11 protein-coding genes are annotated in these 17,834 nt (G+C 66.3%); 6 read left to right on the forward strand and 5 right to left on the reverse strand.

What is annotated here, in order from left to right:
- Nucleotides 1-21: 21 nt before the first annotated feature.
- A complete protein-coding gene (locus NZU74_17710; protein MCS6883172.1) occupies nucleotides 22-1,236 on the reverse strand; it encodes a caspase family protein in 1,215 nt (404 codons plus the stop codon).
- A 362-nt stretch (nucleotides 1,237-1,598) separates the two neighbouring features.
- On the opposite strand from NZU74_17710, the gene NZU74_17715 reads away from it, so the two are divergent.
- The 3 genes from NZU74_17715 to NZU74_17725 all read left to right on the forward strand — a co-directional run bounded on the left by NZU74_17715 (nucleotide 1,599) and on the right by NZU74_17725 (nucleotide 4,317).
- Complete coding sequence (locus NZU74_17715) at nucleotides 1,599-2,453, forward strand: GNAT family N-acetyltransferase (protein MCS6883173.1); 855 nt, start codon at nucleotides 1,599-1,601, stop codon at nucleotides 2,451-2,453.
- Nucleotides 2,454-2,523: 70 nt separating this feature from the next.
- Nucleotides 2,524-2,715, forward strand: a complete 192-nt coding sequence (locus NZU74_17720) for a hypothetical protein (GenBank protein MCS6883174.1) — start codon at nucleotides 2,524-2,526, stop codon at nucleotides 2,713-2,715.
- Nucleotides 2,716-3,030: 315 nt separating this feature from the next.
- A complete protein-coding gene (locus NZU74_17725; GenBank protein ID MCS6883175.1) occupies nucleotides 3,031-4,317 on the forward strand; it encodes a citrate synthase in 1,287 nt (428 codons plus the stop codon).
- Between the two features lie 74 nt (nucleotides 4,318-4,391).
- On the opposite strand, the gene NZU74_17730 is transcribed toward NZU74_17725, so the two are convergent.
- The 4 genes from NZU74_17730 to NZU74_17745 all read right to left on the reverse strand — a co-directional run bounded on the left by NZU74_17730 (nucleotide 4,392) and on the right by NZU74_17745 (nucleotide 8,489).
- The gene (locus tag NZU74_17730; protein MCS6883176.1) at nucleotides 4,392-5,345 is read right to left on the reverse strand and encodes an oxidoreductase; all 954 of its coding nucleotides are present in this window, start codon (nucleotides 5,343-5,345) and stop codon (nucleotides 4,392-4,394) included.
- Between the two features lie 154 nt (nucleotides 5,346-5,499).
- The gene (locus NZU74_17735) at nucleotides 5,500-6,882 is read right to left on the reverse strand and encodes an NAD(P)(+) transhydrogenase (Re/Si-specific) subunit beta (GenBank protein ID MCS6883177.1); all 1,383 of its coding nucleotides are present in this window, start codon (nucleotides 6,880-6,882) and stop codon (nucleotides 5,500-5,502) included.
- A 5-nt stretch (nucleotides 6,883-6,887) separates the two neighbouring features.
- Nucleotides 6,888-7,169, reverse strand: a complete 282-nt coding sequence (locus NZU74_17740; protein ID MCS6883178.1) for an NAD(P) transhydrogenase subunit alpha — start codon at nucleotides 7,167-7,169, stop codon at nucleotides 6,888-6,890.
- 150 nt (nucleotides 7,170-7,319) lie between these two features.
- Entirely contained in the window at nucleotides 7,320-8,489 is a 1,170-nt protein-coding gene (locus NZU74_17745; protein ID MCS6883179.1) for a Re/Si-specific NAD(P)(+) transhydrogenase subunit alpha, read from the reverse strand.
- Nucleotides 8,490-8,807: 318 nt separating this feature from the next.
- Between NZU74_17745 and NZU74_17750 the strand changes: the two genes are divergently transcribed.
- From NZU74_17750 to NZU74_17760, 3 genes are all read left to right on the forward strand, one after another.
- Nucleotides 8,808-10,952, forward strand: a complete 2,145-nt coding sequence (locus NZU74_17750; GenBank protein MCS6883180.1) for a glycosyltransferase family 39 protein — start codon at nucleotides 8,808-8,810, stop codon at nucleotides 10,950-10,952.
- A gap of 188 nt (nucleotides 10,953-11,140) precedes the next feature.
- Complete coding sequence (locus NZU74_17755) at nucleotides 11,141-12,778, forward strand: acyl-CoA dehydrogenase family protein (GenBank protein ID MCS6883181.1); 1,638 nt, start codon at nucleotides 11,141-11,143, stop codon at nucleotides 12,776-12,778.
- A gap of 94 nt (nucleotides 12,779-12,872) precedes the next feature.
- A partial coding sequence (locus tag NZU74_17760; GenBank protein MCS6883182.1) for an acyltransferase domain-containing protein occupies nucleotides 12,873-17,834 on the forward strand: 4,962 nt, incomplete at its 3' end.

Here is a 17,834-nt window from a genome sequence, read left to right on the forward strand (position 1 = left end):
GGCTCGCAGGGACATCACCCGTCACAACGACGCCGCCAGGGCGGCCAGGAGTTCGTCGCGCTCGCTGAGCACCTCGGGCGGGGCCTCGCCATCAGCCGCTTCCAGGCGCAGTTCCAGTTGAATCAGGCGTTGCACCGCGGCCGTGTTGCCGCCGGCGCCGCCTCCCGCCGGGCGCAGGGCCACGGGCAGGTTCTCGCCTGGCTGCGCGGTGTAGAACAGCGGCTCCTGGAGCAGGGCCTCTTGGCGCTGCAACGAGCGGCCATCGGCGGGCACGGCGACCCGCAGATACGCGTACAGATCGAACACGCCAATGGCCGGCCCGCTGCCCGGCGCCTGCCCGCCCAGAGCCAGGAGCAGGTGTTCGCCGAAGATCGTATGGCGCGGATTGACCGCCGAGCGACTGCTGGCGCGCTGGCCGGGCCGCGCCGAGGAGATGACCGCCTGATCGCCGCTCACCGACAGGGGCCGGTAAAACTCCGGGGGCGGCGCGGCTCCCGACAGCGCCGTGGAGAGACCGTCAGGGGCCTCCTCTCCACCGCCATGGCAGCAATTGAGCAGCACCACCAGCCGCCGCGCACGCTCACGCACCTTCGCCACGCGCCGGTGGAACACCTCGGCGGTCAACGCCGTCTCGACCAGGCGATCCGGATCGGCATCGAAAGGCAGCAGCGCATAGCCCGCCGTGGTAGCGGACCCGCGACCGGCGAAGCAGATCAGCGCCGTGCCGCCGTCAACCACGTGAGCCAGTTCCTCCAGCGCATCCAGAATGTAGTTGCGGGTCGCCTTGCCATCCACCAGCAGGCGCACCTGCTGCTCGGGATAGGCCGCCAGATGCGGATCGCGGAGCAGAGTGGCCAGGGCTCGGGCATCAGTGGCGGTTGCGCCCCCGGGAAGGCGGAGCCGGGGATGGGCATACTCGGAGACGCCGATGATCAGGGCATAGCCGTAGCTGAAATGTTCGCCGTCGGCGCTCAGGCTGGCCGGCAGGGGTTCGGCGCGGATGGCGCCCGCAGGCGGCATTCGTCCCGCTCCGGCGACGGGGCCGCCCGCCTCGACGCGCGCGCCGGAGCGGCTCTCAGGCGAAGCTGCCACGACGCGCAGCAGCGCGTCTACAATCGGTTGACCAAAGCGCTCACGTAACCGTTCGAGCTTGTCGGCATACTCCGCATCGTCGAGCAGGCCCATCGCATGCAGATCGCGGAGGCTCCGCAGGGTGGCGGCAAGGTCGTCTCTCATCGGCAACTCCTTATCGCTACATGCCTGCGTGAAACAGGCGACGGACGGCGCGGGCGTTCCGGGCGACATACGACGCGCGTGAGTAAGGCAACCGCAACGCGGGCGCGCTGAGCAAGCCCTCGGAACCATTATATGATATGCGAGCCTTCACCTCTGCCAACTCGTCGGGTATACTACAAGAACAACTACCAACCTGCGCCAATAGAGGGGCAACCTGGCGCCCCTGCCCTCCGGCCCACAGGTGAACTCTGTGACCGCGCAACCATCCGGGTTGAACGCCGGTGGTCTGCGTTTCCCGATGCCCCGGCCCGGAGAAGCGTCTTTCATCCAGCCATGGCCGGCAATTCCCGTGGAGGTGTTCTATGCGGATCGTACAGCACCCCGACATCCAGAGCTTCGTCGCACGGGCCATGCCGCTGCTTCTGGCCCATGAGGCTCACAACCATCTGATCCTTGGCCTCTGCGCGGAACTGACCCACAACCGTAAGACCTCTGGCCCGGAAGCCCCCCTCTTACTCACGGTCGAGGAAGAGGGCGCAGTGGTGTTCGCGGCCTTGCAAACGCCGCCCAACAAGCTGGTGCTGTCACACACCCGGCATACCGGGGCCATCGAGGCGCTGGTGGAAGCCCTGAGCCGCTCGGCGCGCGCTCTGCCCGGTGTGCTCGGTCCGCGCTCCGTGGCGGAGCCGTTTGGTCGCCACTGGGCCGCGCGGAACGGGGGGCGCGTCGAGCAGGGCATGCCGCAGCGGATCTACCAGCTGACCACTGTGCGCCAGCCCGCTCCGCCGCCGGGACACATGCGTCCGGCTACCGAAGACGACCGCCCGCTGCTGGAGTGCTGGTTCAGCGCCTTCCGGGCCGAGATCCACCCGGGCGTCGCGCCTGGCGATAGCCGGAGCACCGTCACCCGCTGGCTCACCTCGCCGGATCGCCGGTTGTACCTCTGGGAAGTGGACGCGCCAGTGGCGATGGCTGGCGCCGCCGGTCCTACGCCCCATGGCATTCGCATCAGCGCCGTATACACTCCGCCGGAGCACCGGCGACACGGCTACGCCAGCGCCCTGGTCGCCGCGATCAGCCAGGTCCAGCTCAAGGCCGGCAAGCGCTGCTGCTTCATCAACGCCGATCTGAACAATCCGACCCCGAACCGCATCTATCAGGCGATTGGCTTTGAACCGGTGGTTGACAGCGTAGAACTGCGCTTCGTTAGCACCTGACAGAAAAGTCGTGCTATACTATTGTGCAGACTGTCACATGCAACCATCCGCCTGAGAACCAGATCACTGCATGCGCGCCATTGTCTTCGACCAGCCGGGCGATCCCGATGTGCTCCGCCTCGACAACGTTCCCGATCCTCACCCCTCCTCCGATGCGATCCCGGTGCGCGTTCACGGGACGGCCGTGAACCGGGCCGACCTCCGCGTACTCGAAGCCAATCGCAATGCCGGCAAGGCGGCGCTGCGCGTCGCGCCCCGCTGAGCGGCGGCAGGCGGCTGGCAATTGACGCGAGGGCGCAAAGACGCAAGGCGTTTATCGGCTTAGCCGCGATCCTTTACGCCATCGCGTCACCATCAGCGACGCCAGCGGTCGAGCCAGGCGCCCCGACGAGGCGACGCGCTCGCGGATCTGCACCCAAGTCGCGACAGATTCTTCGGTTGTAATTCGCTGCGATATAATGACTAGAAGACATCCTCGTCTGGGAAGGCAACCTCATCCCGCCTGCACCGAATCCACAGCCGATGATGCCTGACCTCCGCTAAGTGCGCTCGAACATAGATATCAGGAGCAATTCGTATGGGTAAGGACACGTTGACGATCACCGATAATCGTACCGGCATGACGTATGAGATCCCGATCGAACATAATACGATCCGGGCCACGGATCTGCGCAAGATCCGCGTCTCAGAGGATGACTTTGGACTGATGTCCTACGACCCGGCCTTCATGAACACCGCCGCATGTAAGAGTACTATCACCTACATTGACGGCGATAAAGGCATTCTCGAATATCGTGGCTACCCGATTGAGCAACTGGCCGAGCAAAGCTCCTATCTCGAAGTAGCCTATCTGCTGATCTACGGCGAACTGCCCAGCCGGGACCGCCTGGAGTGGTGGAAGTATCGCATCAGCCGGCACCTCTTCCTGCACAACAGTCTGGTCGAGCTGATCCAGGCCTTTCGTTACGACGCCCACCCGATGGGCATCCTGATCAGCTCGGTCGCGGCGATGTCCACCCTCTACCCGGAAGCCAAGAACGTTCACGATCCCGCCGTGCGCGAGAAGCAGATCTGGCGCATCATCGGCCAGATCCCGACCATCGCGGCCTTCGCCTACCGCCACCGCATCGGGCGGCCCTTCAACCTCCCCGACAACTCGCTGAGCTACACTGCCAACCTGCTGTACATGATGGATTACATGAATCAGCGGGATTACGAGGTGAACCCGGTGCTGGCCAGGGCGCTGGATGTGCTGTTTATTCTACACGCCGACCATGAGCAGAATTGCTCGACCTCAACCATGCGCGGCGTTGGTTCGAGCCGGGCTGACCCCTACTGCGCTCTTTCAGCCGCTGCCGCCGCCCTCTATGGCCCTCTTCATGGCGGCGCCAACGAAGCGGTGCTGCATATGCTGAAGGAGATCGGCACCAAGGCCAACGTGCCGGCCTTCATTGAGAAGGTGAAGAAGGGGGAACGGCGTCTCATGGGCTTCGGTCATCGCATCTACAAGAACTACGACCCGCGCGCCAAGATTATCCGCAAGATAGCCTACGAGGTTTTCGAGGTGACCGAACCCAATCCGCTGCTGGATATCGCCGTCGAGCTTGAACAGATCGCGCTGCGAGACGAGTACTTCATCTCGCGGAAGCTCTACCCGAATGTAGATTTCTATAGCGGCGTGATCTATCAGGCGCTCCGCTTCCCGATTGAATATTTCCCCTTCCTCTTCGCCATTCCTCGGGCTGCGGGGTGGCTGGCCCAGTGGCAGGAGATGCTGGCCGACGAAGAGCAGAAGATTATGCGCCCGCGGCAGATCTACCTCGGCCCGGCCCGCCGCGATTACGTGCCGGTAGACCAGCGCTGATGCGCCATCGGAGACACGGCGCGGCCATCGGCGAGTCTGGGAGGGCGTCGCCCTCCCAGACTGCGTTTCCGGACCTAATCCGCCGCGTAGACCTCGGCGGGGAAGGCGTAGCGCACGCCGGTCAGTTGCTCGGAGACCTCCCACAGCCGCCGGGCCAGCGCCGGATCGTAGGAGCGCGCGTTCGAACGCTGCGGCACAGGGTAGCCACGGGCGCCGCCGGGCCCATCCGGGCCGATGAAGTCGCCGCCGTGGGCATCCGGGGACGTAGCGGCGTAGAGGGTCGGCAGGGCGCCCATCGCGGCGCTCTGGGCGAACACGCGATTGAGCAGGCCCGACAGCGCCTCGCCGAGGGCGAAGCCGTCCATCCGCGGGCCGACCTTCTGCAACTCGGTGTCGGCATAGCCGGGATGGCAGGCCAGGCTGATCGCTCTGGCCCCTGAGGCGGCGAAACGCCGCTGCAACTCATAGGCGAAGAGCAGATTGGCCAGCTTGCTCTGGCCATAGGCCATCCAGCGCTGATAGCCCTTCGAGCCGTCGAGGTTGTCGAAGTTGATCTGCCCGAAGCTGTGGGCCATGCTGCTCACCGTCACCACTCGCGCTCCCGGCGCAGCGAGGATGGCCGGCAGCAGCAAGCCGGTCAGGGCAAAATGCCCCAGATGATTCGTACCGAATTGCAACTCAAACCCATCGGCAGTGCGACGATAGGGCGTCGCCATGACCCCGGCGTTGTTGATCAGCACCGGCAGGGCGCTATAGCGGGTCTGGAAGCGCTCAGCGAAGGCGCGCACACTGCTCAGGTCGGCCAGATCGAGCAGGTCGAGCTCCACCTGCGCCTGTGGATGCACGGCGCGGATCTTCTCGAGCGCGACCTGGCCCTTCGCCGCGTTGCGCACCGCCAGAATGACGCGCGCCCCTTTGCCTGCCAACGCCTTCGCCGCTTCAAAGCCAATGCCGCTGTTGGCGCCGGTGATCACCACCAGCCGGCCTTGCTGGTCAGGCATTGCATCAAGTGTCCAGTGTTGTGCCACGTAGAAACTCCTCAGGCTGCTCATTGCGAGGACATAATGGTTTGGGAGGGCTTCGCCCTCCCAGACCCTCCCCTACGGAACCGCTTTTTCATCATGCCGGGTTTCTGGAAGCAGGTCAAATTCGGACCCGGCGCCGCGCCCGATCCCCAATCGGCTAGGCCGCCTTCAGGGCGTTCATCAGGTCAAGGGCGCCCTTCTTGGCGTCGGCGAAGAGCATCAGCGTGTTGTCGGCGGCGAAGAGCGGGTTGGGAATGCCGGCAAAACCGGGGCTGAGGCTGCGCTTGATGACGATCACGCTGCGGGCCTTGTCAACATTCAGAATGGGCATGCCGGCGATGGGGCTGTTGGGGTTGGTGCGCGCCAGGGGGTTCACCACATCGTTGGCGCCGATCACGATGGCCACATCGGTCTGTTCAAATGTCGGATTGATCTCGTCCATCTCCTTCATCTGCTCGTAGGGGATGTCGGCCTCGGCCAGGAGCACGTTCATATGGCCGGGCATGCGCCCCGCCACGGGATGAATGGCAAACTCGACCTCCACCCCGCGCTCCTCGAGCAAGAGCACCAGGTCGCGCACGGCGTGCTGGGCCTGCGATACAGCCATGCCATAGCCCGGCACGATGACCACCCGCCGCGCTCCCTCCAGCAACAGGGCCAGTTCATCGGCGTGGGCGGCCTTGACCTTGCCGGCGTAGACATCATCGCCGCTTGCCGCCTCGTCAGAAGGCGCCCAGATGCCGAAGAGCACGTTGGTGAGCGAGCGGTTCATGGCCTTGCACATGATACTGGTCAGGATGATGCCCGAAGCGCCCACCAGCGAGCCGGTGATGATCAGCGCGTTATTGTTGAGCACGAAGCCAGTGGCTGCGGCAGCCAGACCGGAGTAGGAGTTGAGCAGCGAGATCACGACGGGCATATCCGCGCCGCCAATGGGGAAGACCAGCGACAGTCCGAGAACGCTCGCAGTGACCACCAGCGCCCAGTAGGCCCAGATGGCGCCCGGATCAATCGCCAGCCAGACGCCAAAGGCCGTGGCGAGGGCCAGGAGCGCGGCGTTGAACATCTGCGCCCCGTTGACACGGATATCGCCCACCAGGCCCTGCAACTTGCCGAAGGCCACCAGGCTGCCCCAGAACGTCACCGCGCCGATCAGCCCCGAAGCGGCGGTGGCGATGGTAAATTGCAGCGGCACGCCAGCGCCAAGCGCCAGCATCTCCAGCAGCGCCGCGCCGGCAACCAGGGTCGAGGCGATGCCGCCAAAGCCATTGAGCAGGGCCACCATCTGCGGCATATCCGTCATCTGCACACGTCTGGCCATCAGCGCGCCGATCCCCGCCCCGACCACGAGGCCGGCGATGATCCACTCGTAGCGCACCACGTGCATATCCAGCAGCGCGGCCACCACGGCGATCAGCATGCCGATCGCCCCCATGCGGTTGCCCCGCACCGCCGTGCGCGGATGGGTCATGCCCTTAATGCCCAGAATGAACAGCACAGCGGCAACCAGATACGCTAGATTGATCAGACTCTCACGCATCGCCGTTAATCCTTCCGCCGGAACATCGCGAGCATCCGCTCGGTTACCAGAAAGCCGCCCACTACGTTGATCGTCGCGAACACCACCGCCAGGAAGCCCAGGATCGTCGTCAGCAGCGAGATCTGGGCCCCCGCGGAAATCACCGCGCCGACCAGCGTGATGCCGGAGATGGCGTTCGAGCCGGACATCAACGGGGTATGCAGCGTCGGCGGGACCTTGGTGATAATCTCAAATCCGACAAAGATGGCAAGCACAAAGACCGTCAGCGCAATAACCAGCAGTTCCACGGATGTCTCCTCACAAGTTCTGGATCGGACTTGATTTTAGAGATGGGCATTCCTCAGTTCGACGGTCGCTCCATAACCCCCTCACAACTCTGTAGAGGTGTGGAGATGTGGAGGTGTGGAGGTATCCATAGGCGCAATGCATTCACAGGCTCACGACGCAACGGTGTCGGCCTGGGCGAGCAACTCGCGGATGCGTGCGTTGGTGACGGCGCCGTTGCGGGTCACCAGCGTCTCGCGCACAATCTCATCGTCGGTGTCAAGGGCCAGCCGGCCATCCTTAACTGCGAGCTTGAGCAGATTGACCAGGTTGCGGCTGTAGAGCTGGCTGGCATGATTGGGCACCGTGGAGGCGATGTTGGTCGGGCCGATAATCGTCACGCCGTACTCGACGACAATTTCGTTCGGGCGCGTCAACTCGCAATTGCCGCCATGCTCGGCGGCCAGGTCAATGATCACCGAGCCGGGCTGCATCCCGGCGACCATGTCGCGGGTGATCAACACCGGGGCGCGTTTGCCGGGAATGGACGCTGTAGTAATCACCACATCGTTCCGCGCGACCACTTCGCTCATCAACTGGCGCTGGCGGCGGTAGAACTCCTCGCCCTGGGCCTTGGCATAGCCGCCCTTGTCCTCACTGTCGCCCGTTTCGAGAGGCAACTCGACGAACCTGGCCCCGACGCTCTCCACCTGCTCCTTCACCGCCGCACGGACGTCGTAGGCTTCGACGCGGGCGCCCATGCGCTTGGCGTGGGCGCAGGCCTGCAGCCCGGCGACGCCGGCGCCGATCACGAAGACGCGGGCGGGGGTAATTGTGCCAGCGGCGGTCATCAGCATCGGGAACATGCGCGGGAGATGCATAGCCGCCAGGATGGACGCCTTGTAGCCAGCAATGGTGGCCATGGACGAAAGCGCGTCCATACTCTGCGCGCGGCTGATACGCGGCACCAGTTCCACGGCCAGCGCGTTGACGCCGCGCTCGGCGAGGGCGGCAATCTGCCGCGGCTCCCAGAGCGGATCGAGGAACGCCAGCATGGTCTGCCCGGCGCGCAGGAGCCGCAGATCGGCTTCGGCCTGCAATGGCGCCGCGCCGCCCGCGCGCACCTGGAAGAGGATATCGGCCGCTGCGAACACCTCGGCGCGCGAGGCGGCCACCCTGGCGCCGCGTTCGACGTACTGCGCATCAGGAAAACCGGCCCGCAGCCCGGCGCCCGTCTCGATCACCACCTCCAACCCCAGCTTCTTGAGCGTGGGCACATCGCCGGGAACCAGCGCCACACGCTGCTCTCCGGGAAAGACCTCCTGTGGAACGCCAACAATCATGGAAACCCCCGTGCACGATGCGACAGATGCTCGCCGCAAATGATCCACAGAGCGGCTCGCACGACGCTGTGCAAGACCCTTTCATAGTCTTGAACTGCCCTGGGCACTTGAGGCTTCAAGTATACCACACCTTGGCGCATTTGGGAATTGCTTCACAGATGCTAAAATGGTTGACGAGCGCCCCCTGGATCTTTATACTGTCAGGTATCCGCAGGCCAGCAAACGAAGAATTGTATTCAAACGCCACCCCCTGGCCCGATGCTCAGGCCAGAGCAAGCCGGAATTATGTGGACAGGCAGAAGTGTCGGGGGTCAGCGTATGCACCCTGCGTCCGGGCCATACAACTCGCCCGCTGCCACGTCCGTGGCGGAGAAGCGCCTCGCGAGCATCGCCGTTGCGACGCGCCGCGAAGGGGGCCTTATCGAGCCGCAGATAGCGGCCGGCAGTCCCTTTGCCCAACTCCGTGTCGCTTCGGCGCGCATGGGCGGATTGGCGCTGGCCCTGAGCGCCGCGGCCCTCGCCGCAGCGGCGCAGCACCTCTTTTCGCAACGCGCCGCGTTTTCGTGGACGGCGCTGGGCCTGGCGGCGCTGGCGGTCGCGGCTATTAGCCTGGCCTTCGCCAGACGGCCGTTGTGGTGGATGCGCAGCGCCGGTCCTGAGGAGCGACGCCGCGACACCACCGCCCTGCCATTGACGCGGTGGCGGGTCGGATTGCTGCTGGCCGCGGGACTGCTGATACTGCTCACCCTCACGGCCCTGGCCGGCGACCGACCCGACGCGCCACGGCCGGATCTGAACTGGACCCTGGCGTCCTGGGCTATGGCAGTGGGTTGCTATCTGGCGGCAACAGCTACTCCCGGCGGATGGTTGCGGCGCCCGCGCTTCACCCCCGCAGTCTTGCTCGCGCCTCTGGCGATCGGAGCGCTTGCGCTGCTGCTGCGGGTATGGAACATCGGCGCCATCCCGCCCACTCTGAGCGGCGATGAGGGGTCACAGGGGTTAGAGGCCGTGCGCGTGCTCGCAGGGGCGATCCAGAATCCCTTCAGCACCGGCTGGCTAGGGGTGCCGACAATGAGCTTCTACTTCAATGCGCCAGGCATCGCCCTGCTCGGCCAGAACGCCGCTGGCCTGCGCCTGCCCTGGGCGCTCGTCGGCGCAGCCACGGTGATCGCCGCCTATGCTCTGGTCGCCCGGCTGCACGGCCATACCCTGGCGCTGATCAGCGCCGCGCTCCTGGCGGGTTATCACTACCACATCCACTTCTCACGGCTCGGCTCGAACCAGATCGCCGATGGCCTCTTCGCCACCCTGGCGCTGCTCTGCCTCTACCGGGGCTATGACCGGCGCAGTCCGTTCGATTATGCCCTCTGCGGCGCAGTGGTCGGCGCGGCGCAGTACTTCTACGCGGGGGCGCGCTTCGCCGGCATCCTGATCGCCGCCGTGGTGGTTGTGCTGGCCCTGCGCGATGGGCGGCGCTTCTGGCGCGAGCAGGGCCGGGGCGTGGCCGTCCTGGCGGGCGCGGCGTTGCTCAGCGCGGCGCCGATGATCCAGTACGCCCTCCGCTTCCCCGATGCGTACAATGCCCGCCTCAACGCCGTCGGCATCATCCAGAGCGGCTGGCTGGAGCGCGAGCAGGTCATCCTCAACCAGGGCGCCCTGCCGATCCTGGTTGACCAGTTCTGGCGCGCGGCGCTGGCCTACAACGCCTATCCGGATCGCACGGTGTGGTATGGTTCGCCGCGACCCCTCTTCGACCTGGCCCACGGCGCACTCTTCATCCTGGGGTTGGGATTCGCCCTCACGCGCCTCCTGGACCGGCGGATCTTCCCCCTCGTGGCCTGGTGGGGCGGAGCGATTGTGCTGGGCGGCATGCTCACCGAAAGCCCGCCCTCGAGCCAGCGCCTGGTGACCACGGCCATTCCGGCGATCATCTTCGTTGCGCTGGGGCTGACCCTGCTGGTCCAGGGCCTGGGCCAGGCCCTGGGCGCGTTGCACCCGCGGCGTCTGGCGCCCGTCCTGGGCGTCGCCACGGCGGTCCTGGCGGCGCTGAGCGTGCGCTACTACTTCGTTGAGTATACGCCTACGCGGGTCTATGGCAACCTCAACGCCGTGCTGGCCACCGAACTGGCCCACTACGCCAATAACCGTCTCGCCCCCGATAGCCGGCTGGTCTTCTTCGGCTGGCCGCGGATGAGCTCGGATTTCGGCACGCTTCCCTACCTGGCCCCGCACCTCGAACGGGTTGACGTGCACGATCCGCTGGAAGAACCGGTCAGCCCGGCGCTGGCCGCCCGCGACCGCCAGACGGTCTTCGTCTTCGTGCCCGAGCGAGCTGGCGAACTGGACCTGGTGCGGTTCGCCTTTCCGAACGGCGCGGTCGAGCACGTGCCCTCGCCCGTGGACGGAGCGCTGCTCTTTAGCATGTACCAGTTGCCAGGTGAAGAATTCCTTGCTAAACAGTGAACAAACCTCCTCTCACAAGAAAGACCCTTCACCTGACATTTCGGAGCCCGTGGCATATGATTGCAGGCAGAACTAAACGCGTGTAGAACTTGCTGCTGGCGGAGGAGCGCCATTGTGGCGTTCCCTGGCCATCCGTTGCGCGCGTGCGGGCGGATGACGGCAAGTCACTAGTGGAGAGGAACAGGCCGATGACGACCCTGGACACCGATACGCTGGAGATGGTGCTGACGACCCTTCGCGACTACGCGGCGAAGCGACTCAAGCCCGAGTACCTGCGGGAGCTCGACGAGCGCGACGAATTCCCGCACGACGTCCTCCGCGACCTCTACGATCCTGAGAAGTTTGGACTGCATCTCATCTTCATCCCCGAGGAGTATGGCGGTCTCGGCGGTGGCGCCTACGATGTCTACCGCGTTTCGGAGCAGATGGCCCGCATCGATCTCGGCATTGCGACCGGTGTACTGGCGACCTTCCTCGGCACCGATCCGATCGTGGTGGGAGGAACCGAGGAGCAGAAGGCCTACTGGATGGGCCGTATCGCTTCTGAGGGTCTCCTGGTGGCCTACGGAGCGACGGAGCCGCAGGCCGGCTCGGACCTCGGCACCCTGACAACCAGGGCCGTCCCGGTTGAAGAGAACGGCAAGATTATCGGCTACAAGCTGACGGGCCGGAAGCAGTGGATCTCGAACGGCGGGGTGGCCAAGCTCTACACCATTCTGGCCAACGCTCCGGGCGGCATCTCCTGGTTCATTATGGAGGCCGGGCAGCCGGGCTTCAGCTACGGCAAGCCGGAGGACAAGCATGGCATTCGCGCCTCGAACACTGCGGCTCTGTTCCTCGACGAAGTGTTCGTGCCTGTCGAGAACCTGGTGGGCGGGGTCGAGGGCCAGGGTCTGGCGCAGGCCCAGGCGGTGTTTGGCTACACCCGCCTGATGGTCGGCTCGTTTGGTCTGGGGGCCGGCTGGGCGGCTCTCGAGCGGGCCATTCGCTACAGCCAGACCCGCGTGCAGGGCGGCGGGCTGCTCTCCACCAAGCAGGCCTACACCCACAAGCTCCTCGTGCCGAACGCCGTGCGCCTCGAGGCCTCGCGGGCCTACATCGAGTGGGTCGCCGATCGCATCGACGGCGGCGATCCCGATCAGCAGACCGAGGGCGCTGTGGCGAAGTACTTCGCCACCGAGAGCGGCAACAAGGCGGCCGAGGATGCCATTCAGGCCCACGGCGGGTACGGCTACACCAAGGAGTACATGGTTGAGAAGATCAAGCGCGATGTGCGCATCACCTGCATCTACGAGGGCACCTCGGAGATTATGGAGTGGACCATTGCGCGCGACCGCTGGCAGCTCCACCTGAAGACCCGCGGTGCCTTCTACAACGACTGGGCCGCCCAGCTTGAGCAACTGGCTCGCCAGCACCCGGACAGCGGCGCAGCGACGGCGGCCCTGGCGATGCGCGCCCTGGCGGTCATTCTCGAACGCGCGCGCATTGACCGGCTCACCCGCAACCAGCACATCCTGTTCCGCCTCGGTGAACTGATCGCCTGGGCCGAGACCGCAGCAATCTTCAGCGAGCGGGCCGCCACCAAGCCCAGCACGGCTGTGCCCTTCTCGCAGGACACGCTCAAGACCATGGCCCGCGTCCACGCCCGCGAGGCGGCGATGAAGGTCGCCGCCGACGGGCTGCGCTGGTGCATTGGCGCCGGCCAGACCGATCCGAATCTGGCCGGGAGCATCAACCTGCCGGCCATTTTCAATGCCCAGGCCGGCCAGATCGAGGACATGAACGTCGTCGCTCAGCGCCTGATCGAGGCGTTCCCGGCGGAGTAGCCATCCATTCGCCTCCACCTGCCCCCCGCTCCCGCGCAAGCGGGAGCGGGGATGCGCGCAAAGACAGGTGGAGCACGTAAAGGAGCGATCCACTATGGATATGTCAAACCGCGCCATTGCCATTGTCGGCCTGGGCGCCATCCTCCCCGACGCGCCGAACGCCCGGGCCTTCTGGGAGAATATTCTGGCAAAGCGCTACAGCATCACGGAAACACCGCCTGAGCGCTGGCTGATCAGTGACTATTACGACCCTGACCCCAGCGCCCCCGATAAGACCTACTCCAAGATCGGCGGCTGGGTCCGGGGCTTTAAATTCGACTGGCAACGCTTCCGCATCCCGCCCCGCGTGGCCGCCGCGATGGACGAGGGCCAGCAGTGGGCGGTGACCATCGCCGCCGAGGCTCTGGCCGATTATGGCTACCCTGACCGCCCGCTCAACACCGAGAATACCGGTGTGATCCTCGGAACGGCCATGGGCGGCGAGTTGCACTACCTGACCAACCAGCGGGTCATCTTCCCGGAATACGCCCGCTACCTCAGCAACACGCCGGCCTTCCAGGCCCTGCCGCCCGATGTGCGCGCGGCCATCCTGGCCCAGTTCCACGCCGAGATGGACCGCACCCTGCCCCCCATCACCGAAGACTCGATGCCGGGCGAATTGCCCAACATCGTGGCCGGGCGGGTGGCCAATGTGCTTAACCTGCGCGGGCCGAACTTCATCACCGACGCCGCCTGCGCCTCGACCTTCGCCGCCGTGGCCGCCGCGGTCGAGATGCTCAGCGAAGGCCACGTGGACGCGGTAATCACCGGCGGCGTGGACCGCAACATGGGTCCCTCGACCTTCGTGAAGTTCTGCAAGATCGGCGCCCTCTCGGCGACCGGCACGCGCCCCTTCGGCGACGGCGCCGACGGCTTCGTGATGGGCGAAGGGGCGGTGACCTTCCTGCTCAAGCGCCTGGCCGACGCCGAGCGCGACGGCGATACGATCTACGCCGTCATTCGCGGCGTGGGTGGCTCCTCGGATGGCAAGGGCAAGGGAATTACGGCGCCTAACCCCGTCGGCCAGGTCTACGCCATCGAGCGCGCCTGGCGCAACGCCGGCATCGACCCCGCCACCGCCACCCTGGTGGAGGCCCACGGTACCAGCACCCGCGTCGGCGACGTGACCGAGGTTGAGAGCCTCACCAAGGTGTTCGGCGGCGCGGAGCGCGGACGCATCGGCCTTGGCTCGGCCAAGAGCAACATCGGCCACCTCAAGGCCGGCGCCGGCGCGGCCGGCTTGCTCAAGGCGGTCTTCGCCATCCACGAGAAGATCCTGCCGCCCACGCTTAACTGTGAGCGGCCTAACCCGAACATCGACTTCAACGCCACGCCGTTCTATCTGCTCAACGAAGCCCGCGAGTGGGAGCGTCCCGGCAACGCGCCGCGGCGAGCCGGGGTGAGCGCCTATGGCTTTGGCGGCACCAACTTCCACGTGGTGCTGGAGGAATATATTCCGGGCATGATCCGCACCGAGCCGCAGCGCTATCAGGGGGTCGAGGTGCCTAATCCGGGCGGCGGTTCGGGCAGTTCGAGCGGTCACTACACTGCTCCGGCGAAAGTGGCCCAGAAGCCGCCCCTGCGCGGCATCCTGGCCCTTGGCGCCGATACGCCTGCTGAACTGAGCGCCCGTCTCGACGAGGTGATGCGCAGGGTTGAGGCAGGCTGGACGCCACCGGTGGCGGCGCCCGATCCCGCCGACCTGCGCAAGGCCGAGCGGCTGGTGATCGACTTCGCCGACCACGCCGACCTGCTCGATAAGCTCGCCAAGGCCCGCAAAGCCGCCAGCCTCAACGCTCCCGCCGCCTGGAAGCCCCTGGCGGCGCAGGGCATTTTCCGCGGCAGCGGCAAGGTTCCCGGCAAAGTGGCCTTCCTCTTCCCCGGCCAGGGATCGCAGTACGTCAACATGGGCCGCGAACTGGCGAAGGTCTCGCCCGCCGTGGCCGCCGTTTTCGCCGAGGCCGACCGGGTGATGACGCCCATCCTGGGCCGCCCGCTCACCGACTATCTCTTCGTGGATAGCAACGACCCCGAGCGCCTCAAAGAGGCTGAACGGGCCTTGATGCAGACGGCGATCACCCAGCCGGCGATGCTCACCCTCGACATCGCCCTGCTGACCCTGCTGGCCGAGTATGGCATCAAGCCGGATATGGTGATGGGCCACTCGCTTGGCGAGTACGGCGCGCTGGTGGCCGCTGGCATCATGCCCTTCGCCGAGGCCCTCGAGGCCGCTGCGGCCCGCGGGGCCGAGATGACCAAGGTCAGCGTCGAGGACAATGGCTGGATGGCCGCAGTGATGGCCCCGCTCGATGTGATCGAGGCCACGCTGAAAGAGGTTGACGGGTACGTCATTCCCGCCAATCTCAACAGCTACAGCCAGGCGGTGATCGGCGGCAACAGCAAGGCGGTCGAGCAGGCCATCAATGTGTTTACCGCCAGGGGCTACCAGGCCCAGCGCATCCCGGTGAGCCACGCCTTCCACACCCGCATCGTCGCCCCGGCCTCCAAGCCGCTGCGCAAGGTGCTCGACCGGCTCCACATCGCTCCGCCTAAACTGCCGCTGGTGGCCAATGTGACCGGCGAACTTTACCCCACCACCGTCGAGGAGATCAAGGACATCCTGGAGAAGCAGATCGCCTCTCCGGTGCAGTGGGTCAAGGGTCTGGAGACCCTCTATCGCGAGGGTTGCCGGATCTTCGTCGAGTGCGGCCCCAAGAAGGCTCTCAAGGGCTTCGTGGACGATGTGCTGGGCGGGAAGCCCGATGTGGTCTCGCTCTTCACCAACCATCCGAAGACTGGCGAGATCGCCAGCTTCAACCAGGCCCTCTGCGGGCTGTACGCCACCGGTCTGGGCGCCGAACCGGCCCAGGAGGAGGCGCAGCCGCAGCCCGAAGCGGCCGCTCCGGCCCGGCCGCACCTGCCCGCCGTGAATGGCGAGGCGGCGCAGGCTTCATCGGTAGAGGATACGATCGTGACCCGCAAGAATGGCAACGGCGCCTCCACGAACGGCGCAACGAGCCTCGCCGACCTTGGCCAGTTGCTGGCGCAGGCGCTGCAACAGGCCAGCGCGCGGCCCGTAGCAACCGCCGGGCAGCCTGAGGTCTATGACCGCAACCTGCCGCCCGCCGGTTCAGTGGTGATCTCCGGCACCGGTCTCGGTCTGCCCGGCGCGGAAAAGCCGGTGATGGCCGAGGATAATGTCGAGCGCATCCTGCGCGGTGAGCAGTTCGTGGATCTCATCCCCGAGCGCTTCCGCCGCAAGATGGTGAAGAAGGGCGTGACCCGCGTGGTCAAGGGCGAGGATGGCGGTGGCAGCTTCCAGACGATTGACAGCCCCGATGATGTCATTCGCCTGGCCGGGCGCCCCGGCTACTTCGACCTCAGCGCGGAGTACGGCGTGCCCGCGAAGCTGGTCGAGGCCCTGGACATCACCTCGCAACTGGCAATCGCCGCCGGTCTTGACGCCCTGCGCGAAGCCGGCATTCCCCTGGTCCAGACTTACCGCAAGACCAGCAAGGGCACCTTCCTGCCTGATCGCTGGATGCTGCCCGAAGCCCTCCGCGATGAGACGGGCGTGATCTTCGCCAGCGCCTTCCCCGGCTACGACCAGCTAGCCGCCGAGATGGAGCGCTACTACGAGCACGAGAATCGGCTCAATCTGCTGGAGGAGCTGGAGAACCTGCGCAACCAGGCCCGCGACGAGGAGACCCTCACGGCGCTGACACGGCGCATCGCCGCTCTGCGCGAGGAGATCGCCGCCAATCCCTACCAGTTCGACCGGCGCTTCCTCTTCCGCATCCTCTCAATGGGCCACAGCCAGTTTGCCGAGTACATCGGCGCCCGCGGCCCCAACACCGCCGTCAACGCGGCCTGCGCCTCGACGGCCCAGGGCGTCGCCATCGCCGAGGACTGGATCCGCAGCGGCCGCTGCCGCCGCGTGCTGGTGATCGGCGGCGACGATGTGACCAGCGACCATCTCATGGAGTGGATCGGCGCGGGCTTCCTGGCCACTGGCGCTGCTGCCACCGATGACCGGGTCGAAGAGGCCGCCCTGCCCTTCGACCGCCGCCGCCACGGGACGCTCCTGGGCATGGGCGCCTGCGCCCTGGTGGTCGAGAGCGAAGATGCGGTGCGCGAGCGCGGGATGCGCGGCATTGCCGAACTGCTCGCCAGTGAGACCCGCAACAGCGCCTTCCACGGCACGCGCCTGGACGTGGACCACATCAGCGAGGTGCTGGAGAGCCTGGTCGCCTCCGCCGAGCGGCGCTTTGGCCTCGACCGCTACGCCATGGCCGCCCAGACGGTCTTCGTCTCCCACGAGACCTACACGCCCGCCCGCGGCGGCAGCGCCTCGGCCGAGGTGGCGGCCCTGCGCCGCGTCTTTGGCCCCGCTGCCAGCGAGGTGGTGATCGCCAACACGAAGGGCTTCACCGGCCATCCGATGGGGGTGGGGGTCGAGGATGTCATTGCGGTGAAGATCCTTGAGCATGGCATCGTGCCGCCGGTGCCCAACTACCGCGAGGTGGACCCCGAACTCGGCACGCTTAACCTGAGCCGCGGCGGGCGCTACCCGGTGCGTTATGCCATCCACTTCGCCGCCGGCTTCGGGTCGCAGATTGCGATTACACTGCTGCGGCGCGTGCCGGGCGGTCCGAACCGCATTGACAACCGCGCGCGCTACGACTACTGGCTGGCCCAGGTCAGCGGCTACGACCGCCCCGAAACCGAGGTCGTGCAGCGCGTGCTGCGGGTGAAGGCCGAGGGCGCGCCCGTCCGCGTGCCAGCGCCGAGCACATGGCAGCCGGGTACCGGCCCGACGCTGCGCGCTGCCGCACCCGCCGAGATCGGCCCGCGGGTCGTGGACGATGGCCGCCGTGCCGAGATCCCGGCTCGCCCGCCATACACTGAAGCGCCGCGCCCGGCCCCCGCGCCGACCAACGGCAAGACCGCGCCCGCGCCGGTCGCCCCGGCGCCCGCGCCGGTTGCTGCGGCCCCGGCCCCTGCGCCGGTCGCCCCG

The organism is Chloroflexaceae bacterium (assembly GCA_025057155.1).
Lineage (GTDB): Bacteria > Chloroflexota > Chloroflexia > Chloroflexales > Chloroflexaceae > JACAEO01.

Coding starts and splice junctions, on each gene's coding strand:
- NZU74_17710 (MCS6883172.1), bottom strand. CDS start 1,236: ATGAGAGACGACCTTGCCGCCACCCTGCGGAGCCTCCGCGATCTGCAT.
- NZU74_17715 (MCS6883173.1), top strand. CDS start 1,599: ATGCGGATCGTACAGCACCCCGACATCCAGAGCTTCGTCGCACGGGCC.
- NZU74_17720 (MCS6883174.1), top strand. CDS start 2,524: ATGCGCGCCATTGTCTTCGACCAGCCGGGCGATCCCGATGTGCTCCGC.
- NZU74_17725 (MCS6883175.1), top strand. CDS start 3,031: ATGGGTAAGGACACGTTGACGATCACCGATAATCGTACCGGCATGACG.
- NZU74_17735 (MCS6883177.1), bottom strand. CDS start 6,882: ATGCGTGAGAGTCTGATCAATCTAGCGTATCTGGTTGCCGCTGTGCTG.
- NZU74_17745 (MCS6883179.1), bottom strand. CDS start 8,489: ATGATTGTTGGCGTTCCACAGGAGGTCTTTCCCGGAGAGCAGCGTGTG.
- NZU74_17750 (MCS6883180.1), top strand. CDS start 8,808: ATGCACCCTGCGTCCGGGCCATACAACTCGCCCGCTGCCACGTCCGTG.
- NZU74_17755 (MCS6883181.1), top strand. CDS start 11,141: ATGACGACCCTGGACACCGATACGCTGGAGATGGTGCTGACGACCCTT.